We start from the raw sequence: 23119 nt of genomic DNA, 5'->3' as shown, positions 1-23119 counted from the left end.
CAGTGGGCGTTATCGAGCGAAGCGGACGAGTTCCTTCGCGATGGCCGACACGTCGAGCTGTCCCTGACACACAGCGAGCACGAACTCCTCAGCGCGGTCCACGTCGAATGTCTCGTCGAGCGGGGCTCCATTGAGGTGCAGGAACACCCAGGTCGCATACCAGGCAAGGCGCTTGTTCCCGTCGACCAGGCCGTGATTGCGGGCGAGCGATTCCATCAGCGCTGCGGCCTTCTGCCACATGTCGGGATAGGCGTCCTGCCCGAAAACGCTCGACTGGGGCCGCGCCGATGCGGAATCGAGCAGCCCGTAGTCGCGGACATCCGGGGTGCCGAGCCGCTTGGCCAAGCTCAGCAGCTCCGACAACGTCAGATACTGCATCAGGCAAGCCTCCGGTTCAGCTCTTCACTGACCCGGAGCACATGATCTGCCGCCTCGTTGAACAATCGCGCCCGCTCGTTGATCGCCGCGACAACCGCATCGTGCGCGAACTGCTGCATACTCCGCCCTTCGGCTTCGGCGCGCTGCCTGAGCGCATCCAGTTCCTCATCGGTGAATCGCACGTTGAGACCAGCCATGCCCCGATGGTACCGCGTGGTACCAGTCGGTTCTACAGGTTTTGTCCAGCATCACCGATAGCACCCGAAGGCTCGGCGGTCAGGTAGCGCTGGATGGTCGGGGCTATGTCGGTGATGATGGCTTCGGGGCGCATTTCGACCACCGGGGGTAGGCGCAGGATGTAGCGGCACAGGGCTATACCCAGGAGCTGGGTGGCGATGAGGCCCGCGCGGCGGGGGGCGTCGGTGGGGTCGCCGACGCGGAGGACGGCGGGCAGGACCTGCTCGGCGAAGATGGCGCGGACGCGGTCGGCGACGGCGTCGTCGGTGATGGCCGTGCGGAGCAGGATGAGCAGGACCGGGTTGTCGCTGCCCTCCCAGATCGTCAGGAAGCGCCGGATCAGGCGCTTGCCCAGGGTGTCCGGTGACGCGGTGGTGAGATCGGGCAGGTCGAGGTCGATCCGCACGGCCGCCGCGAACAGGCCGTCCTTGCTGCCGAAGTACCGCATGACCATGGACGGGTCGATTTCCGCGTCGGCGGCGATGGCGCGGATGGTGGCCTTGGCGTAGCCGTCGGCGGCGAAGCGCGCGCGGGCCGCGTCGAGGATGACGGCTTTGGTGGCGTCGGAGCGACGCACCGGAGGGTTCGGCGTCTTCATGCCAACAAGTGTAGGCCAACAACTGTTGACTGCTGCCACCAGCAGGTCTACCGTTATGCCTACAAGCGTTGGCAAACAAGCGTTGACCAGGAGTCGCAGATGTCCGCCACCCAGCTCCCCGCCTTCACCTCCGTCGTCATCGTCGGCGCGGGCCCGGCCGGGCTCACCGCCGCGATCGTGCTCGCCGAGGCCGGCATCGACCACGTCCTCATCGATCGGCTGGGCGAGGGCGCGAACACCTCGCGCGCCGCCGTGGTGCATGCCAGGACTCTCGAAGTTCTCGCGGAACTGGGTCTGGCGGACGAGCTCGTGGCACAGGGCATCAAGGTGCCCACCTTCAAGATCCACGACGGTCCGAAGACCTTGGCCACCATCGGTTTCGGTGATCTGCCGACGGAATTCCCCTACACACTGATGATTCCGCAGGATGTCACCGAGGCGGTGCTGCTCGAGCGCCTGCACCGGGCGGGTGGCACGGTCCACCGGCCCTACACGATGACCGGGCTGACCGACGAGAACGGCAGCGTCACCGTCGAATACACCGATGCCGACGGAACTCCGGGCACCATCACCGCCGCGTATGTGATCGGCGCCGACGGGATGCACAGCGTGGTGCGCGAGCAGGCGGGCATCGGGTTCACCGGCGACACCTACCCGGCCTCGTTCGTCCTGGCCGACGTGCGGATGAGCTGGCCCACCCCGCGTACCGAAGTGTCCCTGCATCTTTCGCCCGAGGGTGTCACCGTGGTGGCTCCGCTGCCCGATCCCGCACAGGAACGCTACCGCGTGGTCGCCACCGTGGACGACGCTCCCGAACACCCGTCACGCACCGACATCCAGCGGCTGCTCGACGCCCGCGGCCCCGGCGGCGAGGTCCGGGTCGACGAGGTGCTGTGGAGCTCGCGTTTCCGCGTGCACCACCGCGTGGCCGAGCGGTACCGCGCGGGCCGCGTCCTGCTCGCGGGTGATGCCGCGCATGTGCACAGCCCGGCGGGCGGTCAAGGTATGAACACCGGCATCCAGGATGCCGCCGCGCTCGCGGGCCTGCTGGCGAAAGTGGTCGCGGGCGAGCCGGATTCGCTGCTCGACAGCTACGAGACCGTCCGCAGGCCGATCGCCCTGGACGTCGTCGCCTTCACCGACCGCATGACCCGCATGGCCACCCTCCGCTCGGCCCCCGCCCGCACGGCCCGCAACACCGCCCTGCGCCTGCTCACCCGCATCCCCACCATCCGCACCACCCTCGCCCACCGGCTCGCCGAACTCAGCACTCGCTAGGGAGCCGGTCGTGACGGCATCGACCGATGCGTGGTGATCAACGCGAATCGGCCCGCCCGGTGACACCGGGCGGGCCGTTCGGTGGTGGGACTACGCGGAACCCGCGTCGGCGTGCTCGTCGGCAGGCCGCTCGTCGGTCTGCGCCTTGGCCCAGCGGTAGTCGGGCTTGCCCGCGGGCGAGCGCTTGATCTCGTCGACGAACCACAGGCTGCGCGGCTGCTTGTAGGAGGCGATCTCCTGGGTGAGCACCGGCTTCAGGTCGGCCAGCGTCGGCCGCTTGCCGTCGCGACACTGCACCACCGCGACCACCCGCTGACCCCAGCGCGCGTCCTCGACCCCGACCACGAGCGCGTCGAAGACGTCCGGATGCGCCTTGAGCGCGCCCTCGACCTCCTCGGGGTAGATCTTCTCGCCGCCGCTGTTGATGCTCACCGAACCACGGCCGAGCATGGTGACCGTGCCGTCCTCCTCGACGCGCGCGTAGTCGCCGGGGATCGCGTAGCGCACCCCGTGGAACTCCTTGAACGTCGCGGCCGACTTGACCTCGTCCTTGTAGTAGCCCAGCGGGATGTGCCCGCTGCGCGCGAGCAGACCGATCACGCCCGAACCGGGCTCGACCGGATTGCCCTGCTCGTCGAGCACCTGGGTGGCCGCGTCGATCTTCACCCGCGGGCCGCCGGTGTGGGTGGCGCCCTTGGCGACCAGCGACAGACCACCGAAACCGGTCTCCGAGGAGCCGATGGAATCGGAGATCATCCGGTTGGGCAGCAGCTCGAGGAACTTGTCCTTGAGCGGCGGCGAGAACAGCGCCGCGCTGCTGGCCAGCACGTAGAGCGTCGAAAGATCGTAGGGCTCACCGGTATCCGGGTTGCCCTGCTCGAGCGCGTCGAGCATCGGCTGCGCCATCGCGTCGCCGGTGATGAAGATCAGGTTGATGCCGTGCTTGTCGACGGCCTGCCAGACCCCGTGCCCGCTGAACTCGGGGATCATCACGGCCTTGCCGCCGCCGAAGAGGCTGTGGAAGGTGGCCCACTGCGAGCCGCCGTGGATCATCGGCGGGATCGGGAAGCGCACCATCTGCGGGTTGGCCGCACCGACCTTGGCCAGCTCCCACTCGTCCTTGACGTATTCGCCGGTGACGAAGTTGATGCCGGCGCCGAGCACCCGCCACACGTCCTCGTGCCGCCACATCACGCCCTTGGGCAGGCCGGTGGTGCCGCCGGTGTAGAGCATGTAGATGTCGTCGGGCGAGCGCTCGCCGAAGTCGCGCTCACCCGAGGACGCGGCCAGGGCGGCTTCGTACTCGATGACGCCGGGCGGGGTCGGGCCGTCGGTGCCGTCCTCGACGACGACCAGCGTCTTCAGGCCGGGCACCTTGGCCCGCACGGCGTCGACCTTGTCGGCGTAGCGGCGCTCGAAGATCAGCGCGGCCATGTCCGAGTTCTCGAAGATGTGCAGTAACTCGTTCTCGACGTAGCGGTAGTTGACGTTGATCATCACCGCCCGCGCCTTGAAGATCGCGACCATCGCTTCGACGGCCTCGACGGTGTTGCGGGAGTAGATTCCGACTTTGTCGCCGGGACGCACGCCCTGTTCTTGCAGGTAGTGGGCCAGCTTGTTGGCCCGCTCCTCCAGTTCGGCATAGGTCGACTCACGATGCTCGCCGACCAGCACGATCCGGTCGGGCATCAGGTCGACGGCGTGTTCGACGAGATCGGCTATGTTGTAGCTCACAAAGTCAAAAATAGAACGTGTTACTGTTTCTGACAAGGTTTCGGCGAGACTCGCCCGCGAGTCCGCGACGTGGAGGAGAATTCGGATGGCCCACTGCCTGGTCGAGAAGCGCGACCATGTCCTCATCGTGACCATGAACCGGCCGGAGGCGCGCAATGCCCTCTCGGGCGAGATGATGGCGATCATGCGCGATGCCTGGGACCAGGTCGACAGCGATCCCGAGATCCGCGTCGCCATCCTGACCGGCGCGGGTGGGGCCTTCTGCGCGGGCATGGATCTGAAGGCGATGAGCTCGCAGCATCCGGGCGACACCGCCGCGGGCGGCAGCTGGGACCCGGCCTACCTGCCCGCGCTGCTGAAGGGCCGGCGACTGTCCAAGCCGCTGATCGCCGCGGTCGAGGGCCCGGCCATCGCCGGTGGTACCGAGATCCTGCAGGGCACCGATCTGCGCGTCGCCGGGGAAAGTGCCAAATTCGGTGTCTCCGAGGCCCGCTGGGGCCTGTTCCCGCTGGGGGGTTCCGCGGTGCGCCTGGCGCGGCAGATCCCGTACACCGTGGCCGCCGATCTGCTGCTGACCGGGCGGCACATCACCGCGGCGGAGGCCAAGGAGATCGGCCTGATCGGACACGTGGTCCCCGACGGGACCGCCCTCGACAAGGCCATGGCGCTGGCGGGCCAGATCGCCGACAACGGCCCGCTCGCCGTCCAGGCGATGCTGCGCACACTGCGCGAAACCGAGGCGATGCCGGAGAACGAGGCGTTCCCCATCGAGGCGAAGATCGGCATCGAGGTGTTCCGATCAGCCGACGCCAAGGAAGGCCCGCGCGCCTTCGCCGAAAAGCGCAAGCCGAACTTCACCGGCTCCTGAACGGCCGCGAGGGCGCCGGGCCGACCGCCCTGCGCCCTCGTCGACAAGGCAGATCTCAGCCCGGGTAGTTCATGTAGAAGGGCTCCCACTGGTGGCCGTCGGGGTCGAGGAAGGTGCGGCCGTGCATGCCGACCTCGGCTTCCTGGGCGCGCTTGTCGTCGTTGGTCTGTTCGGTGGCACCGGCGGCGACGGCTGCGTCTGTGAGGGAGTCGACCTCGGCGGCGCTGGCCAGCGAGAGCGCGTAGCCCGCGGCAGCGGTGTTGACGGTGTCGGCGATCGGGCGGGTGCTGAAGGTCGAGAAGAACGGCTTGGTCAGCAGCATCAGGCAGATGTTGTCGTCGATGACGATGCACGACGCGTTCTGATCGGTGAAATCCTCGTTCACCTTCCAGCCGAGGGCCTCGTAGAAGCTCTTGGAGCGGTCGAGGTCGGCGACGGGGAGGTTGATGAAGATCATCTTGCTGCTCATGGGTATCGGCCTTTCGGGCGTCGTTGCGGTCTCGAACATGTAGACGCGGCGCCCCCGGCGGATTAATCGGTCACCCGTGAAATCGGCGGAATCCGCCGCCGATCGTTTTCGCCCCTGTCGGCTGTCGGACCCCTGTGGCATCGTGAGGAACTATGAGCGACGCCACAACCGCCACCACCGGCCCCGACCCCGCTGTGCTGGCCGAATTCGAATCCCACCGGCGCGAGTTGTGCGCGTACGCCTACCGCATGCTCGGCTCCTCCTTCGAGGCCGAGGACGCCGTGCAGGAGACCTTCACCCGCGCCTGGCGCTCCTACGATTCGTTCGAGGGCCGCGCGAGTCTGCGTTCGTGGCTGTACAAGATCGCCACCAATATCTGTCTGGACATGCTCGATCGCCCACAGAGCCGGGCCAGACCGATGGATCTCAACGGGCCCGGCCGCCCCGATTCCCCGCTGCCCGCCCCGCAGCCCGATTACGTGTGGATCGAACCGATCCCCAACGGCCTGGCCTTCGGTGCCGACCCGGCCGAGCACGCCTCCACCAAGGACACGCTGCGCCTGGCCTTCGTCGCGGCCTGCCAGCATCTGCCCGCCACCCAGCGCGCGATCCTGATCATGCGCGAGGTGCTGCGTTTCTCCGCGAGCGAGACCGCCGAGGCGCTGATGATGTCGCCCGCGTCGGTGAACTCCGCGCTGCAACGCGCGCGAGCGACCATGTCGAAGGTGCAGCCCTCCACCGGCGACGGGTTCGACGAGTCCGATCCCGGCCAGCGCAAGCTCATCGACGATTTCGTGCAGGCGTTCGAGGCCTACGACATGGACGCGCTCACCACGCTGCTGAAAGCCGATGTGGCGCTGTCGATGCCGCCGTTCGAGCTGTGGATCTCCGGGCCGGAGAACGTGGCCGCGTTCATGCTCGGCACCGGCAGCGCCTGCCGCGATTCGCGGATGGTGCCGCTGGCCGGCGCCAACGGGCTGCCCGCCTTCGGCCACTACAAGCCGAGCGAGGAGCCGGGCGTCTGGGTGCCGTGGTCGATCACGGTGCTCGAACTCGACGGCGACACCATCGCCGGACTCAACTTCTTCCTCGACACCGAGCGGCTGTTCCCGCTGTTCGGCCTCGCACCCGAGTGGCGCGAGGCCGTCTAGCGGCGCCGGTCAGAGCAGGCGGCGCTTGTACAGCTTGCCGTTGGGATCACGCGGCAGCTCCGCGCGGTATTCCACCGTGCGGGGCAGCTTGTACTTGGCGAGCTGGCCCGCCGCGAACTCGATCAGCTCCGCGGTGAGCGCATCGTCGCCGTCGGCGCCCTCCACCGGCTGCACGAACGCCTTCACCTGCTGACCCCAATCCGGGTCGGGCACACCGAGAACCGCCACATCGGCCACCTTCGGGTGGCTCATCAGCACGCCCTCGATCTCGGCGGGGTAGATGTTGACGCCACCGGACAGGATCAGGTCCGAGCGCCGGTCGCACAGGTAGAGGTAGCCGTCCTCGTCGAGGTAGCCGATGTCGCCCACGGTGAACAGGTCACCGACGCGCGCCTCCTCGGTCTTCTCCTTGGCGTGGTGGTACTCGAAGCTGGAGGCGCCCATCTTCATGTAGACCAGGCCCTCCTTGCCCGCGGGCAGCTCGGAACCGTCGGTCTCGTCGAGGATCTTGATCACCGACCACGGCCACGCCTTGCCCACCGAGCCGGGCTTGCGCAGCCAGTCGGTGCCGTTGATGACCGTGCCGCCGCCCTCGGTCGCGGCGTAGTACTCGGTGACGACCGGGCCCCACCAGTCGAGCATCTGCCGTTTGGTCTGCTGCGGGCACGGCGCGGCGCCGTGCACCATGCTGCGCAGCGAGGACACGTCGTAGCGGGCGCGCACGTCCTCGGGCAGGGCCAGCAGCCGGTGGAACTGGGTGGGCACCATGTGGCTGTGGGTCACCTTGTGGCGCTCGATCAGGGCGAGCATGTCCTCGGCGGTCCACCGGTCCATCAGCACCAGCTTGTGGCCGAGCTGGATGGAGATGGTCGAGAAGTTGAGCACGGCGGTGTGGTAGAGCGGCGAACCGCAGATGTGCACGTGATCGTCGTAGGGGGCCAGCTCGAACAGGCTGAAGAACGACTTGTTCGGCGCCGGAACCACATCCGGGTCCGCCCCGGTGAGCGGGCGGCGCACGCCCTTGGGCCGCCCGGTGGTGCCCGAGGTGTAGAGCATCGGGGCGCCCACCGAGCGCTCGTCGGGCCGGCCGGTGTCGGCGGCGCCGAGCCACGAGACCGGCCGGAAGCCCGGGACCGTGCCCACGGCGAAGCGGGCGTCGGCCGGCAGTTCGGCCAGGTCGGCGGCCTCGGCGGCGGTCGCGGCGAAGCGCTCGCTGGCCAGGAAGGCCGCCGCCTCGCTGTCACCGAGGATGTAGGCGATCTCCGGCGCGGTGAGGTGCCAGTTCACCGCGACGATGTAGAGACCGGCCTGGTAGGCGGCGAAGTACGCGGCGATGGCCTCGACGCCGTTGTGCAGCATGCTGACGACGACGTCCCCGGTCCGCAAGCCGATCCCGCGTAGCCCGTTGGCGTAGCGGTTGGCCAGGGTGGCCAATTCTCGATAGCTGATCTCGGTGCCGTCCGGGTCGACGACGGCGATCCGCTCGGGATCGGCCGCGGCGATATTCCACAGTCCGAGGACTTCCGTTGTCTGCTGGCTGCTCATCTCATCGAATTTAGAACGTGTTCTACCGTTCGACAAGGGGTGCGATGCGGCGCAGTTGATCCGCGTCGGACACCGAGATCAGCATCATCGTCACGCCGGCGTCCTCCCATTCCTTCAACCGGGTCCGCACGTGGGCCTCGTCGCCGAAGATGGCGGTGTCGGTGATCAGCTCGTCTGGCACCGCGGCGGCGGCCTCGGCCTTGCGACCCGCCTGGAACAGCGCCGAGATCTCGTCGACTTCCTTGCCGTAGCCCATCCGTTTGTAGACCTGGGCGTGGAAGTTCAGCTCGGGCGCGCCCATGCCACCGATGTAGAGCGAGGTGATCCAGCGCATCCGCTCGATCTCGCCCGCGGGGTCGTCGGTGACGACCACCTGCGCGCTCGCCGCGATCTCGAAATCGGCTCTACCGCGCCGCGCACCCGCACGCGCGAAGCCCTCGTCGAGCCACTCGTTGTACATCCCGGCCAGCCGCGGGGCGTAGTAGATCGCGAGCCAGCCGTCCGCGATCTCGGCGGTCTGGGCCACGTTCTTCGGACCCTCCGCACCCAGCCAGATCGGCAGGTCCGCGCGCAGCGGATGCACGATCGGCTTGAGCGGTTTGCCCAGGCCGGTGGCGCCGGGGCCGGCGTAGGGCAGGCCGTAGTGCTTGCCGTCGGAGGTCACCGGCGCCTCGCGGGCCAGCACCTTGCGCACGATGTCGACGTACTCCCTGGTGCGCGCCAGCGGCTGGGCGAAGGGCTGGCCGTACCAGCCCTCGACCACCTGCGGTCCGGAGACGCCGAGGCCGAGGATGGCCCGGCCGCCGCTGAGGTGGTCCAGCGTCAGCGCGGCCATGGCGGTCGCGGTGGGGGTGCGCGCCGACAGCTGCGCCACGGAGGTGCCCAGCCGCATCCGGCTGGTGTCGGAGCCGTACCACGCCAGCGGCGTGAAGGCGTCCGAGCCCCAGGACTCGGCGGCGAAGACGGCGTCGAATCCGGTCTCCTCCGCGGCCGCGATCAATTCCCGCGTATCGGCGGGCGGCTGCGCGCCCCAATATCCGAGTTGCAAGCCAAAGCGCATTTGCCTGTCCTTCCTGGAATATCCGGCTCTTGCCACCGTCACTAGAACCTGTTCTACTCGATATCGTGACTCTGGGGAACACCGAAGTACTCTCCGCACCGCTGCGGATGAAATTCGACTACACCCGCTCCACCGGTCCGACCATCGGGCGCTTCCTCACGGAACTGCGCGCCGGCAAGGTCGTCGGGGTGCGGAGTTCCGACGGGCGCGTGATCGTGCCGCCCGCGGAATTCGATCCGAAGACGGCGGAACCGCTGACGGAATTCGTCGACGTCTCCGATGTCGGCACGGTGCAGACCTGGTCCTGGGTGGCCGAGCCGTTGCCCGCCATGCCGTTCGACCGGCCCTTCGCCTACGCGCTGATCAAGCTCGACGGCGCGGACACCGCCATCCTGCACGCGGTGGATGTGGCGAGCCCCGCCGACATCTCGACCGGCATGCGCGTGCGGGCCCGCTGGGCCGCCGAGCGCACCGGCGACATCCACGACATCGCGGCCTTCGAGCCGGGTGAGACGTCTGCTCCGGCGACGGCTTCCACCGCCGAGGCGGAGCCGGTCACCGGCATCGTGACCCCCGTCGACTACTCGGTCCAGCACACCGCCGCGCCGCAGGAAGCCGTCTTCCTGAAGGGCCTGATGGAGGGCAAGCTGCTCGGCGCCCGCGCCAAGCTGGACGGCAAGGTGTACTTCCCGCCGCGCGGCGCCGACCCACGTGACGGCTCGCCGACCGACGACTTCGTCGAGGTGTCCGACAAGGGCATCGTGACCACCTTCTGCATCGTGAACGTGCCGTTCCTCGGCCAGCGTCTGAAGCCGCCGTACGTGGCCGCGTACGTGCTGCTCGACGGCGCCGACATCCCCTTCCTGCACCTGGTGCTCGGCGTCGACGCCAACGAGGTCCGGATGGGTATGCGGGTCGAGGCCGTGTGGAAGCCGCGCGAGGAGTGGGGCCTGTCGATGGCCAATATCGACCACTTCCGGCCGACCGGCGAGCCCGACGCCGACTACGACTCGTTCGCGCACCACCTGTAGAGAGGCGCTGAAACACTGTGACCAACACAGCAACCGACATCGCGGTGGTGGGCTTCGCCCACGCACCGCACGTGCCGGAGACCTTCGGCACCACCAACGGCGTCGAGATGCTCGCGCCCTGCTTCCACGAGATCTACGAGAAGCTCGGCATCGGCGTCGCGGACATCGACTTCTGGTGCTCCGGATCCTCGGACTACCTCGCCGGGCGCGCGTTCTCGTTCATCTCCGCCATCGACTCGATCGGCGCGGTGCCGCCGATCAACGAGTCGCACGTGGAGATGGACGCGGCCTGGGCGCTGTACGAGGCGTGGGTGAAACTCCGCTCCGGACAAGCGCGGACGGCGCTGGTCTACGGTTTCGGCAAGTCCTCGGCCGGTACCCTGCGCCAGATCCTGGGTCTGCAGACCGACCCGTACCTGGTCGCGCCGCTGGGCGTCGACTCGCTGTCGCTGGCGGGCCTGCAGGCCCGCGCCGGCCTGGACGCCGGTGTCTGGACCGAGGCCGAGATGGCCGCGGTGGCCGCCCGCACCAGCGGCGGTGACATCGACAAGCTCTTGGCCGCACCGAAGCTCAACGACCCGCTGCGCGCCCACGACATCGCCCCCATCACCGACGGCGCGGCCGCGGTCGTGCTGGCCGTGGGCGACCGGGCCCGCGAACTGTGCGAGCGCCCGGCCTGGCTGACCGGCATGGCGCACTACATCGACTCCCCCGTTCTGGGTGCGCGCGACCTGACTGTGTCGGCGTCCGCCGCCAAGGCCGCGAACGCCGTCACCGGCGGTGACGCGGGCGGTTTCGACCTCGCCGAGCTGCACGCGCAGTTCACCCACGAGGAGCTGATCCTGAAGCAGGCCATCGGCCTGAACACCGACACCCGGATCAACCCGTCCGGCGGCCCGCTCTCGGGCAACCCCATGTTCGCGGCCGGGCTGGAGCGCATCGGCTTCGCCGCCCGCGAGATCATCAACGGCACCGCGAACCGCGCACTGGCGCATGCCGCCAGCGGGCCCGCGTTGCAGCAGAACCTGGTGGCTACCCTGGAGGCACGTTCATGAGCTACGCAGCTGCCGTCCTCGGCACCGGTCAGACCCATCACGTGACCAAACGGTCCGATGTCTCGATGGCCGGAATGATCCGCGAGGCCGTCGATCGGGCGCTCACGGACTCCGGCCTGACCATGGCCGATATCGACGCCGTGATCATCGGCAAGGCCCCCGACTTCTTCGAGGGCTCCATGATGCCGGAGCTGTTCCTCGCCGACGCCCTCGGCGCCACCGGAAAACCGATGCTCCGCGTGCACACCGCCGGTTCCGTCGGCGGCTCGACCGCCATTGTCGCGACCAACCAGGTGCAGGCGGGAGTGCATCGCCGCGTGCTGGCCGTGGCGTGGGAGAAGCAGTCGGAGTCCAACGCCATGTGGGCGCTGTCGAGCCCGGTGCCGTTCACCATGCCGGTCGGCGCAGGCGCGGGCGGCTACTTCGCCCCGCACGTGCGCGCCTACATCCGCCGCTCCAACGCCCCGCTGCACGTGGGCGCGATGGTCGCGGTGAAGGATCGCCGCAACGGCGCGCGCAACCCATTCGCCCATCTGCACCAGCCCGATATCACCGTGGAATCGGTCATGGCGTCCCAAATGCTGTGGGATCCCATTCGTTTCGACGAGACCTGCCCGTCCTCGGACGGCGCCTGCGCCATCGTGATCGGTGACGAGGACGCGGCCAGGGCCGTGGAAGCGCAGGGCAAGAAGGTGGCGTGGGTGCACGGCACCGCCATGCGAACCGAGCCGCTCGCCTACGCGGGCCGCGACCAGGTGAGCCCGCAGGCAGGCCAGGCCGCCGCGGCGGCGCTGTGGCAGCAGGCCGGGATCACCGACCCGCTGGAAGAGATCGACGCGGCCGAGATCTACGTCCCCTTCTCCTGGTTCGAGCCGATGTGGCTGGAGAACCTGGGTTTCACGCCCGAGGGCGAAGGCTGGAAGCTCACCGACGCGGGCGAGACGGCCATCGGCGGGAAGCTGCCGGTCAACCCATCGGGCGGCGTACTGTCGTCCAACCCGATCGGCGCGTCCGGCATGATCCGCTTCGCCGAGGCGGCCAAGCAGGTCATGGGCCGCGCGGGCGACTACCAGGTGGACAACGCGCGCAAGGCGTTCGGCCACGCGTACGGCGGTGGCTCCCAGTACTTCTCGATGTGGGTCGTCGGTAGCGAGCGTCTGTCATGAAATTCACCGTCGGCGTCGCGCTGAGCCCGCTGGACCAGCTCACCGAGCTGGCCAAGACGGCCGAGGAATGCGGATTCACCTCCATCGGCCTGCCCGACTCGCTGTTCTACATGAAGTCGCAGGCCGCCGACTACCCCTACACCCCCGACGGCAGCCGCTTCTGGGGTCCGGACACCCCGTGGGTCGATCCGCTGATCGCCGCGGCATCCATGGCCGCGGTGACCACCGACCTGCGCTTCTACACCAATGTCCTCAAGCTGGGCTCGCGCAATCCGCTGCTGCTGGCCCGCCAGGTGGGCTCGATCGCCAACATGTCGAACAATCGCTTCGGCTTCGGCGTCGGGATCGGCTGGGCACCCGAGGAATTCGAGTGGTGCGGGGTGCCCTACGAGCGCCGTGGCGCCCGAGTGGACGAGATGATCGAGGTGATCAAGCTCGTCCTCGACGGTGGCATGGTCGAATTCCACGGCGAGTTCTACGATTTCGAGTCGCTGCAGATGAGTCCGGCGCCGAGCGAGCCGGTGCCGTTCTACGTCGGCGGGCACACCGGTCCGGCGCTGCGCCGGGCGGCCCGCATCGGTGACGGCTGGACCTCGGCGATGATGAAGTTCGAGCAGTTGCAGACCACCATCGCGAAGCTCACCGAACTGCGCGCCGAATACGGCCGCACCGAGGTGCCCTTCGAGATCCAGGCCGTCTGCATCGACCGCTACGGCCGCGCCGGCTACCAGGACCTGGCCGACGCCGGTGTCACCGACACCATCGTGGTCCCCTGGCTGATGGACGGCATCGGCTTCGACGGCGAGCTGGCCGCCAAGCAGGACTCGCTGCGCCGCTTCGCCGAGAAGTACATCGCCGATCCGATCGTGGCGGTGGCGGGATGAGCCTCGACCGTTCCGCGCGCGCCGCGGGCCTGTCCTCCCAGGCCGCGGTGCGCGCCAAGGACAAGGACGCCTGGGTCGCGCTGTTCGCCGCCGACGGCATCGTCGAGGACCCGGTCGGCCCTTCGGGTTTCGATCCGGAGGGCGTCGGCCATCGCGGTCACACGGCGATCGCCGCCTTCTGGGACAAGGCCATCGCGGCCACCGAGTCGATCGAGTTCCTGTTCGAGGACTCCTTCGCCTGCGGCGACGAGATCGCTTTCACCGGCATGATCCGCACCACCATGGCGGGCCATGTCATCGACGCCGAGGGCGTGTTCACCTACAAGGTCGACGCCGACGGCAAGATCGCCGCGCTGCGCGCGTTCTGGGAAGTCGACCGGGCGATGGGCACCGCGCGCGCCGTGTCCTGATCAACCCGCACAACGTGATCGGCCCCGATACCTTTCGAGGTATCGGGGCCGATTCGCGTTGCGGTGGTCAGTGGGCGACCGGGCAGCCCTTGGTCTGGTAGTCGACCGGCAGTTCCTTGATGCCGTTGAGCCAGCCCGAACGCAGGCGCTTCGGGTCGCCCATCTTGGTGATGTCGGGCAGGTGGTCGGCGATGGCGTTGAAGATCAGATCGACCTCGAGGCGGGCCAGGTTCGCGCCGACGCAGAAGTGGGCACCGGTGCCACCGAAGGCCAGGTGCTGGTTGTCCTTGCGCATGATGTCGAACTTCTCCGGATGCTCGAAGACGTCCTCGTCGAAATTGGCCGAGCAGTACAGCATCACCAGCCGCTGGCCCTTCTTGATCTGCACGCCGCCGAGTTCGGTGTCCTCGAGCGCGGTGCGCTGGAAGGAGGTCACCGGGGTGGCCCAGCGGATGATCTCGTCGACGGCGCTGGCCGGGCGTTCCTTCTTGAAGAGTTCCCACTGGTCGGGGTTCTCCATGAACGCGATCATGCCGTGGCTGATGGCATTGCGGGTGGTCTCGTTGCCCGCGACGGCCAGCAGGATGACGAAGAAGCCGAACTCCTCGGGAGTGAGCGCCTCACCGTCGACATCGGCCTCGATCAGCGTGGTCACCAGGTCGTCGGCCGGACAGGCTTTGCGCGCCTCGGCCATCTGGTACGAGTAGCCCAGCAGCTCCATCGACGCCTTGACCGGGTCGATGTCGACATTGTCGGGGTCGTCGTAGCCGGTCATGTCGTTGGACCACTCGAAGACCTTCATCCGGTCCTCCTGCGGCACCCCGATCAGCTCGGCGATCGCCTGCAGCGGCAGTTCGCAGGCCACCTGGGTGACGAAGTCGCCCGTGCCCGCCTCGGCCGCGGCCTTGACGATGCGCTCGGCGCGCGCGGACAGCTCGGCGCGCAGGCCGTTGACCGCGCGCGGGGTGAAACCCTTGGCGATCAGCTTGCGCAGCTTGGTGTGCTCCGGGGCGTCCTTGTTGAGGATGACGAAGCGCTGCAGTTCGATCTGCTCGCGCTGGATGTCGTCGTTGAAGCGCGGGATCGCGGTGTTCTCGTAGGTGGAGAACACGTCGCTGCGCCGCGACACCTCTTTGACGTCGGCGTGCTTGCTCACCACCCAGAAGCCGTCGTCGTGGAAGCCACCGACCTCCGGCGACTGCGCGTTCCACCAGATCGGGGCCGAGCGGCGCAGCTCGGCGAATTCCTCCACCGGGACACGCTCGGCGTAGATGTCCGGGTCGGTGACGTCGAACCCGTCGGGCAGGTTCGGCAGGGTACCCGTGGCTTCGTTGCGCGGATCTACCACCAGATGTCTCCTTCGACAAACTGAAACACGTTCTACAATCATTCAAGCACAGGGGTTGCCGGTACGGAAGAACCTCGCGGTTTTACTCTGGGCTACAGAACAGAACTTGTTGCAGTTACGAGGGAGAATCAGATGGGCACACCCGTGATCGTGGAGGCCGTTCGCACCCCGATCGGCAAGCGTCGGGGGCAGCTTTCGGGACTGCACGCGGTAGAACTGCTCGGCCTGGCCCAGCGCGGCCTGCTCGACCGGGCGGGCCTGGACCCGGCCGAGGTCGAGCAGGTGATCGGCGGCTGCGTCACCCAGGTCGGCGAGCAGGGCAACAATGTCACCCGCACGGCCTGGCTGCACGCGGGCCTGCCCTGGCAGACCGGCGCGACCACCGTCGACGCCCAGTGCGGCTCGGCCCAGCAGGCCAACCACCTCATCGCGGGCCTGATCGCCACCGGCGCGATCGATGTCGGCGTGGCCTGTGGCGTCGAGGCCATGAGCCGGGTGCCGCTGGGCGCCAATGTGCCGAAGGAGGCGGGCGCGCGCCGCCCGGCCAGCTGGTCGATCGACATGCCCGACCAGTTCGGCGCGGCCGAGCGGATCGCCCGCAGGCGCGGCATCACCCGCGCCGATGTGGACCAGTTCGGTTTGCGCTCACAGCAATTGGCCGCACAGGCCTGGACCGAGGGCCGGTTCGATCGCGAGGTGCTGCCGGTCTCGGCGCCCGTGCTGGATTCCGAAGGACAGCCCACCGGCGAGAAGGTGGAGGTCACCCGGGACGGCGGCCTGCGCGCGACCACCCTGGAGGGCCTGTCGGCACTGAAGCCGGTGGTCGAGGACGGCATCCACACCGCGGGCACCTCCTCGCAGATCTCCGACGGCGCCGCGGCCGTGCTGCTGATGGACGAAACCGTCGCGCGCCGTAAGGGTCTGCGCCCGCGCGCCCGCATCCACACCCAGGTGCTCGTCGGCGCCGAGCCGGAGTTCCACCTCGACGGACCGGTGCAGGCGTGCACCCGGCTGCTGGAACGCTCGGGAATGTCGATTTCGGATATCGATGTTTTCGAGATCAACGAAGCATTCGCTTCGGTCGCCCTTTCCTGGGCCGCTGTACACAAGCCGGACATGTCTCGGGTAAATGTCAACGGCGGTGCGATCGCAATCGGGCATCCGGTCGGCTCCACCGGCTCGCGCCTGATCACGACCGCGCTACACGAACTGGAGCGGACCGGCGCCGGCACCGCCATGGTGCTCATGTGCGCAGGCGGGGCCCTGTCCACCGGCACGATCATCGAGCGCCTGTAGACTGCTCTCACCGAAACCGGGCGCCCAGGTTGAACATTCATCCCAGGGCGCCCGGAACGTGTCGTACGCCACACAATCAAGGGGGCCGGGGGGACGATGACATATCAGCTATCTTTGAGCTACCATGAGTCCATGGTGGAAGACCCCTGCGACGGGCACGAACTCGGACACCCCACGGCTCCACAAGAGTCGTTGGCGTGGCCCGCAAACGCGACCGCCGCCGCCCCTGCACGCAGGTGAGCGCCGGAAATCGCAGAGAAATCCCGAATCAGGCGTAGGTTTTCAGTTACTGAGCCGCTAATATCAATGATACGTATCCGAGATAACGACTGTTAGTACAGTGAAGGGAATTGGGCGGCTCACAATGGCTGATTTCGCGGCGCGGCTGAACAAGCTGTTCGAAACCGTGCATCCCCCGGGGCGCAAGCCGCATACCAACGCAGAGGTTGCGGCTGCGCTGACTGCCTCCGGGCATCCGATCTCGAAGCCGTATCTCTCGCAGTTGCGGTCGGGACAACGAACCAACCCGTCCGACGAGACGGTGGCCGCCCTGGCGAAGTTCTTCAAGGTCAAGCCTGACTACTTCTTCAACGACATCTACGCGGCCAAGATCGACCACGACCTGGAGCTGCTCGCGCAGTTGCAGGGCTACGGGCTGCGTCGACTGTCCAGCAGGGCATTCGACCTCTCCGAAGAATCACAGAATCTGCTCACCTCCATGGCGGAGAAGCTTCGGGCGAGCGAAGGTTTGCCCGAAATTCCGCCGGATGGAACGGAATAGGATCCACACGGCGGTCGGCCTGACGCACCTGATGGTGTCCTGGGACCGGCCGGAGAAGATCGGATACGCACAGAGAACGGGCCTGAGACGGTGCAACCCACCAGCTCAGGCCCGTTCTCTGTGACATTTGCCGCTGGTGCCGCGGTTCTCGGCAGTGGGCGAGTCAGCCTCGGGCGGCGGTGGCTTTCGGGGCGGGGCCCGCGGCGGCGGCGACTTCCTCGTACTTGGTCGCGAGGGCGAGGACCCAGCCGCGGGGGCTGACGCCGGGGGGTGGGGCGATCCAGCGGGCGTCGACGAACAGGTCACCCAGGGGGTTGCGGGCCCACTCGGCCACGACGGCGGCCCGCTCGGGGACCGAGTCCGGGGGTTCGCCCGCCGCCGGGATGACGATGCCGCTGCCGGAGAGCAGATACAGCGCGTCCATCACCTGCGCGACGTGGTCGGAGGCCTTGAGCTGGGCGGATGTCGCGTTCTGCTCGGGCGCCACCACCTCGGGGAACCGGCCGACCATCAGCTTGTGCAGCGGCCGGATGCGGCGCAGCAGCACCCGCGCCCGCCACCACAGCTCGATGACGATCGACACCGCGCCCAGCGAGATCAGCAGGCTCGCGATCTCCCACGCGGCCCAGCCCCACAGCGGCTCACCGGGCGGCGGCGGCACCGCGCCCTGCAATGCGCGACCCGCGTTGGCGACCGCGAGGATGGCGACCAAAGCCGTTCCCGCCGTGTAGATCGCGATGCCACGACCCAGGGTGGTCCAGTCCAGATTGCGCAGACCGGTGGTGACGATGAAGACCGCGCCCAGCGCGACCACGATCCAGCCGAAGGTGAACGACCAGGCCAGCGTGATCGCGATCGCCAGCGCGCCGATGCCGTAGACCACCATCGCCACCTGGCGCAGATTGCGCCGCGACACCACCGGCCAGGCCGCCGAGGCGACCACCGAGGTGGCGGTGGTGAACAGGATCCACGCCGAGACCACGATGCCGGTGGACAACCAGCCGTTGTGCACACCGCCGGGCAGCAGGTTGTCGACGGCGACCGCGATATCGGGAATGGCGACGGTCGCGGCGAGCGCGACCGCGGCCACCGCGACGACGATGGCGACGCGGGCCGTCGTGGCCGGCTTCACCAGCACGCGTCCCACTCGCGCACCCGCGGCAACCCAGACCAGCAGGGCTGTCAACCAGAGTGTCATCCGAGTGCCTCATCGAATCGAAGGACCGAGACGCCTGCGCCCCGGTTGTTGAACACGCGCAGGCGGGTCATCAGCATGGCCGCGAAGGTCTCGGCCTCCCATTCGGCGAGGTCGTCGGAGCCGTCTTCGACGATCTGCGCGTGCGCGCGCTGGCTGAGCATGTAGGCGATCAGGTCGTCGCTGACCTCGAGCGTGGTCTCCACGGTCGGGGCGCCCTCGTGGTCGAACACGATGTGGCCCAGTTCGTGGGCGAGGGTGTGGTCGCGGCTGGGCAGGGCATCGGCGAGCACGATGATGTCGCGTTCGGGATAGAACCGGCGCTGCCCGCACACACCCGGCCCCAGCTGCGCGCTGGTGATCTCGATCTCGCGGTCACGTTCCAGCGAGACCGCCGCCACCACCTCGTCGAGGGTGGTCGCGTCGGAGTCGGCGGCCACCGCGCAGACCGCGTCGACGGCGGCGGCCACGCGGCGGTAGGACCGGGAGGTGCTCTGGGTCTTGCTCCTGCTCATCGAAGATCCCCTCACGACCTCGGTCCGAAGAACTCGGCACGCGCCGCGTTCACCCGCGCCTGGGCGGCCGCGGCACCTTGGAAACTCACTGCGCCCGAACCGGTTCCGGCCAGGGTGAGCGCGATCAGACCACCGATCACCGACAGCAGCTTCGGCTCGGGCAGGCCGCTGTTGTCACTGGTGGGGACGAACTCGTGGTTGGGCTTGGCGGCCGGAGCGGGAGCGGCGGCGGGTGGCGCGGCAGGGGCAGGCGCCTCCGCCGCGGGCGGCGCTGCTGCCGGAACCGGCGCTGCCACAGCGATATTCGGTGCCGCGATCGAGGGCACGTCCGGGGCGGGCGGGATGGCGATCGACGGTAAGGCGGGGGCGGCCGGGGGCGTGGGCAGCGGGATCAGCAGCAGGAGCAGGGGGCTGGCCGAGCCGACCGCCGCGGAGCCCACGGCGGCGGAACCGGTCGCCGCCGAACCCGCACCGGCGGAACCGACCGCGGCCGAGCCGATCCCGGCGGAACCCACTGCGGCGGAACCTGTTCCGAGGACCGCCGAGCCGAGGCCGAGGGCGGCGGAGCCGGTGCCCGCGGCGGCCGAACCGACCGCGGCCGAGCCCGTCCCGAGCACCGCGGCGGCGCCCGCCGAACCGGTGGCGAGCACGCCCGCCGCACCGGCGGACCCCGTGGCCAGCACCGCGCCGACACCGGCCGAACCGGTGCCGAGGACCGCGGCGATGCCCGCCGAGCCCGTCCCGAGGACGGCGCCGACCCCGGCCGAGCCGGTGCCGAGCAGGATGCCGAGGCCCGCCGAGCCCGTGCCGAGGGCCAGACCCGCCGCGGCGGAACCGGCGCCTGCAGCGGAGCCGACGGCGGCCGAGCCGGAGGCGGAACCGGAGCCCGCTACTTCCCTGGTGGGGATGTCCTGATCGGACTGGCCCGGGATGGAGAGCGGCTGCCATTCGTCTTCGGCGACCGGGGCGCCCGCCGGGTTGCTGCCGGGCTGTCCACCGCCGGAGCCACTGGGCACACCGGGGCTGCCGTTGTCCTGGCCCAGCCCGTTGCCGCTGTCCTCGCCCTGGCCCTGGCCCTGGCCCTGGCCGGGAGTCTGGTCGGCGGCGGGGCACTTGTCGGCCGGGCCGCCGTGCCCGCAGCTGTCACGCTGACGCTCCCCCGGCGCACCGGGCAGGGTCAGTTCGGCGTGCTCTCCGGCGTCCTGACCGTTGTCGCCGCTGCTCCCCGTCCCACTGCTGCCACTTCCTGGCGCCTGGGCGGCGGGGGTGGACGGACTGCCGGGGGCGGCGACAGCGACCGCGGGCCCGAGTAGCGCACAACCTGCCAGCACACTCGCGGCGGCAAATACGCGCAACATGCGACCAACGGCCATGCGCTTGTCATCCCCTTCGTTCCCGGCGCAGCATTACCCCCGGTCGCGATTCATGCCGGGATCGACGAACAGTAGCCCATAGTAAACCCACCGCCGCTCCCCCGCAGAGGAGAGCAAAAGTCGTACAGCCCCCTGAACGCGCGTGAAATGGCAAAAGCACAGGTCCCGGGAGATTCCCGGGACCTGTGCCACAAAGTTTGCTATGCGCCGTAAACCGGCTCCGGCGCTACGCTCTTCTCGATCAGTTCGGCCACCACCGGACCCAGTTCGGCGGGGTTCCAGCGGGCGCCGCGGTCGACGGGCGCACCGTGACGCCAGCCCTGCGCGAGCGCCACCTTCCCGCCCTCGACCTCGAACATCCGCCCGGTCACCCCGGCCGACTCGGTACTGCCGAGCCACACCACCAGCGGGGAGATGTTCTCCGGGGCCATGGCGTCGAAGCCGGAATCCGGGGCGGCCATGGTGTCGGCGAAGACGGTCTCGGTCATCCGGGTGCGGGCGGCGGGCGCGATCGCGTTGACGGTCACCCCGTAGCGGCCGAACTCCGCCGACGCGGTGAGCGTGAGCCCGGCGATGCCCGCCTTGGCGGCGCCGTAGTTGCCCTGACCGACGCTGCCCTGCAGACCGGCACCGGAGCTGGTGTTGATCACCCGGGCGTCGACCGGCCGACCGGCCTTCGACTCCGCTCGCCAGTACTCCGCGGCGTGACGCATGGTGGCGAAGTGGCCTTTGAGGTGCACGCGCACCACCGCGTCCCATTCGTCCTCGCCGAGATTCACCAGCATCCGGTCCCGTACGAACCCGGCGTTGTTGACCAGCACATCCAGCCCACCGAAGGTGTCGACGGCCTGGCGGACGAGCCTGCGCGCGCCCTCCCAGTCGGCCACGTCGTCGTAGTTGGCCACCGCCTCGCCACCGGCCGCGACGATCTCGTCGACGACCTGCTGCGCCGGCGTCTCGGCGGTCTCGGCGCCGTCGAGGGCGGTACCGACATCGTTGACCACCACCCGGGCACCCGCCGCGGCGAACGCGAGCGCGTGCGCGCGACCGATCCCCCGTCCCGCGCCGGTGACGATGACCGTGCGGCCTGCGCAGATCTGCTGGTCGTCCATGTTCAAGACTCCTGTGTTCGTGCTTGTGACTCAGTGATTGGTGGTGGCGGCGTCCAGGAAGGCCGGGCGTTCGCCGCCGCCGTGGACGAGCAGGGTGGCCCCGCTGACGTGGGCGGCCAGCGGGGAGGCCAGGAAGAGGGCGGCATTGCCGACATCGGCCGGGGCGGCCAGCCTGCCCAGCGGGACGGTGCGGGCGACCGCGGCCACCCCGTCGGCGTCGCCGTAGTGCAGGTGGCTGAGCTCGGTCTCCACCGGACCGACGACCACGGAGTTCACCCGCACCCTGGGCGCCCATTCGACGGCCAGCGAGCCGGTGAGGTTGTCCAGTCCGGCCTTGGCGGCGCCGTAGGCGGCCGTTCCGGGCGAGGGCCGGTGCCCGCTGACGCTGGTGATCATCACGATCGAGCCGCCCGCGTCCTGCTTCTGCATCACCGCGTTGGCGTGCTGGGCGATGAGCAGCGGCGCGAGCAGGTTCAGCTCGACGATCTTGGCGTGGAACTTCGGGCTCGCGGCCTCGGCGAGGGCGAAGGGGGCGCCGCCCGCGTTGTTCACCACGTGGTCGATGCGGCCGTGGGTGGCCACGATCCGGTCGAACATCGCGGCCACGGCGTCGGGATCGCGCACATCGCAGCTGTGGTGTTCGGTCCCGCCGATCGGTTCGTCGGCGGGCCTGCGCGCGCAGGTCAGCACGGTCGCGCCCGCGGCGAGGAAGGCCCGGCTGATTCCCGCGCCGACGCCGCGGACCCCACCCGTCACCAGAACGATCTGCTCGGAAAGGTCGATTTCTACAGCCACCGTGTTAACCTACCAAGCAATTGCTTGCTTTGTCTCGGGTTCGCCGGGGCGCGCACGATGGGACACCGCGATGGGGATCAACCGTCACACCGAGACCGAGGGCGTCGAAGTCGTCACAGTCGACTATCCGCCGGTCAACGCACTGCCCTCCGACGGCTGGTTCGCGCTGGCCGAGGCCGTCCGGGCGGCCGGGCGCGATCCGGCGACCCGGGTGGTCGTGTTGCGCGCGGAGGGGCGGGGCTTCAACGCCGGCGTCGACATCAAGGAGATGAACGCCGACACCGGCCACACCGCGCTGATCCGGGCCAACCACGGCTGCTTCGACGCCTTCGCCGCGGTCTACGACTGCGAGGTGCCGGTGGTCACCGCGGTCAACGGCTTCTGTCTGGGCGGCGGCATCGGCCTGGTCGGCAACTCCGACGTGATCGTCGCCTCCGACGACGCCACCTTCGGCCTGCCCGAGGTCGACCGGGGCGCGCTCGGCGCGGCCACCCACCTGGCCCGGCTGGTCCCCCAGCATCTGATGCGGACCATGTTCTACACCGCGGGCAAGCTCACCGCCCAGCAACTGCACCACTACGGCTCGGTGTATCAGGTGGTGCCGCGCGCCGAACTCGACGCCGCGGCCATGGAGGTCGCCGAGAACATCGCGAACAAGGACGGCCGCGTGATCCGCGCCGCCAAGCGCGCGCTCAACGGCATCGATGTGCAGGACGTGCACCGGTCCTACCGCTACGAGCAGGGTTTCACGATGGAGCTGAACCTCGCCGGGGTCGCCGACGAGATCAGGGCGCGTTTCGACGACGATCTCGCCGCGCAGAAGAAGGAGAAGTAATCGCC

24 protein-coding genes are annotated in these 23119 nt (G+C 68.9%); 11 read left to right on the top strand and 13 right to left on the bottom strand.

What is annotated here, in order from left to right; all coding sequences use genetic code 11:
- Nucleotides 1-9: 9 nt before the first annotated feature.
- Genes ACFC06_RS20495 through ACFC06_RS20485 form a run of 3 tightly spaced genes read right to left on the bottom strand, consistent with a single transcriptional unit; the run spans nt 10 to nt 1213 of the window.
- The gene (locus ACFC06_RS20495) at nt 10-381 is read right to left on the bottom strand and encodes a type II toxin-antitoxin system death-on-curing family toxin (protein WP_375935657.1); all 372 of its coding nucleotides are present in this window, start codon (nt 379-381) and stop codon (nt 10-12) included.
- On the bottom strand, nt 378-575 hold the full coding sequence (locus tag ACFC06_RS20490) for an antitoxin Phd (protein WP_358152882.1): 198 nt from the start codon (nt 573-575) through the stop codon (nt 378-380). Before ACFC06_RS20490 ends, ACFC06_RS20495 begins: the two co-directional genes overlap by 4 nt.
- 32 nt (nt 576-607) lie before the next feature.
- Complete coding sequence (locus ACFC06_RS20485) at nt 608-1213, bottom strand: TetR family transcriptional regulator (RefSeq protein ID WP_375933408.1); 606 nt, start codon at nt 1211-1213, stop codon at nt 608-610.
- 99 nt (nt 1214-1312) lie between these two features.
- On the opposite strand from ACFC06_RS20485, the gene ACFC06_RS20480 reads away from it, so the two are divergent.
- A complete protein-coding gene (locus tag ACFC06_RS20480) occupies nt 1313-2491 on the top strand; it encodes an FAD-dependent monooxygenase (protein ID WP_375933405.1) in 1179 nt (392 codons plus the stop codon).
- Between the two features lie 90 nt (nt 2492-2581).
- On the opposite strand, the gene ACFC06_RS20475 is transcribed toward ACFC06_RS20480, so the two are convergent.
- On the bottom strand, nt 2582-4225 hold the full coding sequence (locus ACFC06_RS20475; protein WP_375933402.1) for an acyl-CoA synthetase: 1644 nt from the start codon (nt 4223-4225) through the stop codon (nt 2582-2584).
- Between the two features lie 85 nt (nt 4226-4310).
- Here ACFC06_RS20475 and ACFC06_RS20470 point away from each other — a divergent pair, with 85 nt between their 5' ends.
- The gene (locus tag ACFC06_RS20470) at nt 4311-5093 is read left to right on the top strand and encodes a crotonase/enoyl-CoA hydratase family protein (RefSeq protein WP_375933399.1); all 783 of its coding nucleotides are present in this window, start codon (nt 4311-4313) and stop codon (nt 5091-5093) included.
- 55 nt (nt 5094-5148) lie between these two features.
- On the opposite strand, the gene ACFC06_RS20465 is transcribed toward ACFC06_RS20470, so the two are convergent.
- On the bottom strand, nt 5149-5562 hold the full coding sequence (locus ACFC06_RS20465; RefSeq protein ID WP_375933396.1) for a VOC family protein: 414 nt from the start codon (nt 5560-5562) through the stop codon (nt 5149-5151).
- A gap of 152 nt (nt 5563-5714) precedes the next feature.
- Between ACFC06_RS20465 and ACFC06_RS20460 the strand changes: the two genes are divergently transcribed.
- Nucleotides 5715-6713 carry a sigma-70 family RNA polymerase sigma factor gene (locus ACFC06_RS20460; RefSeq protein ID WP_375933393.1) on the top strand — a complete coding sequence of 333 codons (999 nt, stop codon included), beginning with the start codon at nt 5715-5717 and terminating at the stop codon, nt 6711-6713.
- 9 nt (nt 6714-6722) lie between these two features.
- Here ACFC06_RS20460 and ACFC06_RS20455 read toward each other — a convergent pair whose 3' ends face one another.
- The gene (locus tag ACFC06_RS20455) at nt 6723-8258 is read right to left on the bottom strand and encodes an acyl-CoA synthetase (RefSeq protein WP_375933391.1); all 1536 of its coding nucleotides are present in this window, start codon (nt 8256-8258) and stop codon (nt 6723-6725) included.
- Between the two features lie 22 nt (nt 8259-8280).
- Nucleotides 8281-9318, bottom strand: a complete 1038-nt coding sequence (locus ACFC06_RS20450) for an LLM class F420-dependent oxidoreductase (protein ID WP_375933388.1) — start codon at nt 9316-9318, stop codon at nt 8281-8283.
- A gap of 65 nt (nt 9319-9383) precedes the next feature.
- Here ACFC06_RS20450 and ACFC06_RS20445 point away from each other — a divergent pair, with 65 nt between their 5' ends.
- Genes ACFC06_RS20445 through ACFC06_RS20425 form a run of 5 tightly spaced genes read left to right on the top strand, consistent with a single transcriptional unit; the run spans nt 9384 to nt 13864 of the window.
- Entirely contained in the window at nt 9384-10349 is a 966-nt protein-coding gene (locus ACFC06_RS20445) for a Zn-ribbon domain-containing OB-fold protein (RefSeq protein ID WP_375933385.1), read from the top strand.
- Nucleotides 10350-10366: 17 nt separating this feature from the next.
- Nucleotides 10367-11404, top strand: a complete 1038-nt coding sequence (locus ACFC06_RS20440; protein ID WP_375933382.1) for a thiolase domain-containing protein — start codon at nt 10367-10369, stop codon at nt 11402-11404.
- Nucleotides 11401-12570, top strand: a complete 1170-nt coding sequence (locus ACFC06_RS20435) for a thiolase domain-containing protein (protein ID WP_375933379.1) — start codon at nt 11401-11403, stop codon at nt 12568-12570. Before ACFC06_RS20440 ends, ACFC06_RS20435 begins: the two co-directional genes overlap by 4 nt.
- Nucleotides 12567-13454: a TIGR03619 family F420-dependent LLM class oxidoreductase gene (locus ACFC06_RS20430; RefSeq protein ID WP_375933376.1), complete on the top strand. Its 888-nt coding sequence runs from the start codon at nt 12567-12569 to the stop codon at nt 13452-13454. Before ACFC06_RS20435 ends, ACFC06_RS20430 begins: the two co-directional genes overlap by 4 nt.
- Nucleotides 13451-13864 (top strand): nuclear transport factor 2 family protein, encoded by a 414-nt coding sequence (locus tag ACFC06_RS20425; protein ID WP_375933373.1) that lies wholly within the window; start codon nt 13451-13453, stop codon nt 13862-13864. The genes ACFC06_RS20430 and ACFC06_RS20425 overlap by 4 nt, the downstream gene beginning before the upstream one ends.
- A gap of 67 nt (nt 13865-13931) precedes the next feature.
- Here the strand turns inward: ACFC06_RS20425 and ACFC06_RS20420 are convergent, their stop codons facing one another.
- Complete coding sequence (locus tag ACFC06_RS20420) at nt 13932-15212, bottom strand: cytochrome P450 (protein ID WP_375933370.1); 1281 nt, start codon at nt 15210-15212, stop codon at nt 13932-13934.
- 132 nt (nt 15213-15344) lie between these two features.
- Here ACFC06_RS20420 and ACFC06_RS20415 point away from each other — a divergent pair, with 132 nt between their 5' ends.
- Complete coding sequence (locus ACFC06_RS20415) at nt 15345-16508, top strand: steroid 3-ketoacyl-CoA thiolase (RefSeq protein ID WP_375933367.1); 1164 nt, start codon at nt 15345-15347, stop codon at nt 16506-16508.
- Between the two features lie 364 nt (nt 16509-16872).
- Nucleotides 16873-17289, top strand: coding sequence for a helix-turn-helix domain-containing protein (locus ACFC06_RS20410; RefSeq protein WP_019044759.1), 417 nt, complete (start codon nt 16873-16875; stop codon nt 17287-17289).
- Nucleotides 17290-17452: 163 nt separating this feature from the next.
- On the opposite strand, the gene ACFC06_RS20405 is transcribed toward ACFC06_RS20410, so the two are convergent.
- From ACFC06_RS20405 to ACFC06_RS20385, 5 genes are all read right to left on the bottom strand, one after another.
- A complete protein-coding gene (locus tag ACFC06_RS20405) occupies nt 17453-18487 on the bottom strand; it encodes a hypothetical protein (protein WP_375933363.1) in 1035 nt (344 codons plus the stop codon).
- Entirely contained in the window at nt 18484-18999 is a 516-nt protein-coding gene (locus ACFC06_RS20400; protein ID WP_375933360.1) for an ImmA/IrrE family metallo-endopeptidase, read from the bottom strand. Before ACFC06_RS20400 ends, ACFC06_RS20405 begins: the two co-directional genes overlap by 4 nt.
- Nucleotides 19000-19010: 11 nt before the next feature.
- Nucleotides 19011-20372, bottom strand: coding sequence for a hypothetical protein (locus tag ACFC06_RS20395; RefSeq protein ID WP_375933357.1), 1362 nt, complete (start codon nt 20370-20372; stop codon nt 19011-19013).
- 200 nt (nt 20373-20572) lie between these two features.
- A complete protein-coding gene (locus ACFC06_RS20390) occupies nt 20573-21484 on the bottom strand; it encodes an SDR family oxidoreductase (RefSeq protein WP_375933355.1) in 912 nt (303 codons plus the stop codon).
- A gap of 30 nt (nt 21485-21514) precedes the next feature.
- Nucleotides 21515-22279, bottom strand: coding sequence for an SDR family oxidoreductase (locus tag ACFC06_RS20385; protein ID WP_375933352.1), 765 nt, complete (start codon nt 22277-22279; stop codon nt 21515-21517).
- A gap of 70 nt (nt 22280-22349) precedes the next feature.
- Between ACFC06_RS20385 and ACFC06_RS20380 the strand changes: the two genes are divergently transcribed.
- The gene (locus ACFC06_RS20380) at nt 22350-23114 is read left to right on the top strand and encodes an enoyl-CoA hydratase family protein (protein WP_375933349.1); all 765 of its coding nucleotides are present in this window, start codon (nt 22350-22352) and stop codon (nt 23112-23114) included.
- Nucleotides 23115-23119: the final 5 nt, after the last annotated feature.

The organism is Nocardia sp. NPDC056064, from assembly GCF_042266925.1.
GTDB lineage: Bacteria > Actinomycetota > Actinomycetes > Mycobacteriales > Mycobacteriaceae > Nocardia.
Note: the sequence above shows the minus strand (reverse complement) of the source record. Positions and strands in the feature narration are given on the sequence as shown.

Excerpts from the sequence above, each read along its gene's own strand:
- ACFC06_RS20490 (WP_358152882.1), bottom strand. The coding sequence starts at position 575 with ATGGCTGGTCTCAACGTGCGATTCACCGATGAGGAACTGGATGCGCTC.
- ACFC06_RS20485 (WP_375933408.1), bottom strand. The coding sequence starts at position 1,213 with ATGAAGACGCCGAACCCTCCGGTGCGTCGCTCCGACGCCACCAAAGCC.
- ACFC06_RS20480 (WP_375933405.1), top strand. The coding sequence starts at position 1,313 with ATGTCCGCCACCCAGCTCCCCGCCTTCACCTCCGTCGTCATCGTCGGC.
- ACFC06_RS20470 (WP_375933399.1), top strand. The coding sequence starts at position 4,311 with ATGGCCCACTGCCTGGTCGAGAAGCGCGACCATGTCCTCATCGTGACC.
- ACFC06_RS20465 (WP_375933396.1), bottom strand. The coding sequence starts at position 5,562 with ATGAGCAGCAAGATGATCTTCATCAACCTCCCCGTCGCCGACCTCGAC.
- ACFC06_RS20460 (WP_375933393.1), top strand. The coding sequence starts at position 5,715 with ATGAGCGACGCCACAACCGCCACCACCGGCCCCGACCCCGCTGTGCTG.
- ACFC06_RS20455 (WP_375933391.1), bottom strand. The coding sequence starts at position 8,258 with ATGAGCAGCCAGCAGACAACGGAAGTCCTCGGACTGTGGAATATCGCC.
- ACFC06_RS20450 (WP_375933388.1), bottom strand. The coding sequence starts at position 9,318 with ATGCGCTTTGGCTTGCAACTCGGATATTGGGGCGCGCAGCCGCCCGCC.
- ACFC06_RS20435 (WP_375933379.1), top strand. The coding sequence starts at position 11,401 with ATGAGCTACGCAGCTGCCGTCCTCGGCACCGGTCAGACCCATCACGTG.
- ACFC06_RS20430 (WP_375933376.1), top strand. The coding sequence starts at position 12,567 with ATGAAATTCACCGTCGGCGTCGCGCTGAGCCCGCTGGACCAGCTCACC.
- ACFC06_RS20425 (WP_375933373.1), top strand. The coding sequence starts at position 13,451 with ATGAGCCTCGACCGTTCCGCGCGCGCCGCGGGCCTGTCCTCCCAGGCC.
- ACFC06_RS20415 (WP_375933367.1), top strand. The coding sequence starts at position 15,345 with ATGGGCACACCCGTGATCGTGGAGGCCGTTCGCACCCCGATCGGCAAG.
- ACFC06_RS20410 (WP_019044759.1), top strand. The coding sequence starts at position 16,873 with ATGGCTGATTTCGCGGCGCGGCTGAACAAGCTGTTCGAAACCGTGCAT.
- ACFC06_RS20405 (WP_375933363.1), bottom strand. The coding sequence starts at position 18,487 with ATGACACTCTGGTTGACAGCCCTGCTGGTCTGGGTTGCCGCGGGTGCG.
- ACFC06_RS20400 (WP_375933360.1), bottom strand. The coding sequence starts at position 18,999 with ATGAGCAGGAGCAAGACCCAGAGCACCTCCCGGTCCTACCGCCGCGTG.
- ACFC06_RS20395 (WP_375933357.1), bottom strand. The coding sequence starts at position 20,372 with ATGGCCGTTGGTCGCATGTTGCGCGTATTTGCCGCCGCGAGTGTGCTG.
- ACFC06_RS20390 (WP_375933355.1), bottom strand. The coding sequence starts at position 21,484 with ATGGACGACCAGCAGATCTGCGCAGGCCGCACGGTCATCGTCACCGGC.
- ACFC06_RS20380 (WP_375933349.1), top strand. The coding sequence starts at position 22,350 with ATGGGGATCAACCGTCACACCGAGACCGAGGGCGTCGAAGTCGTCACA.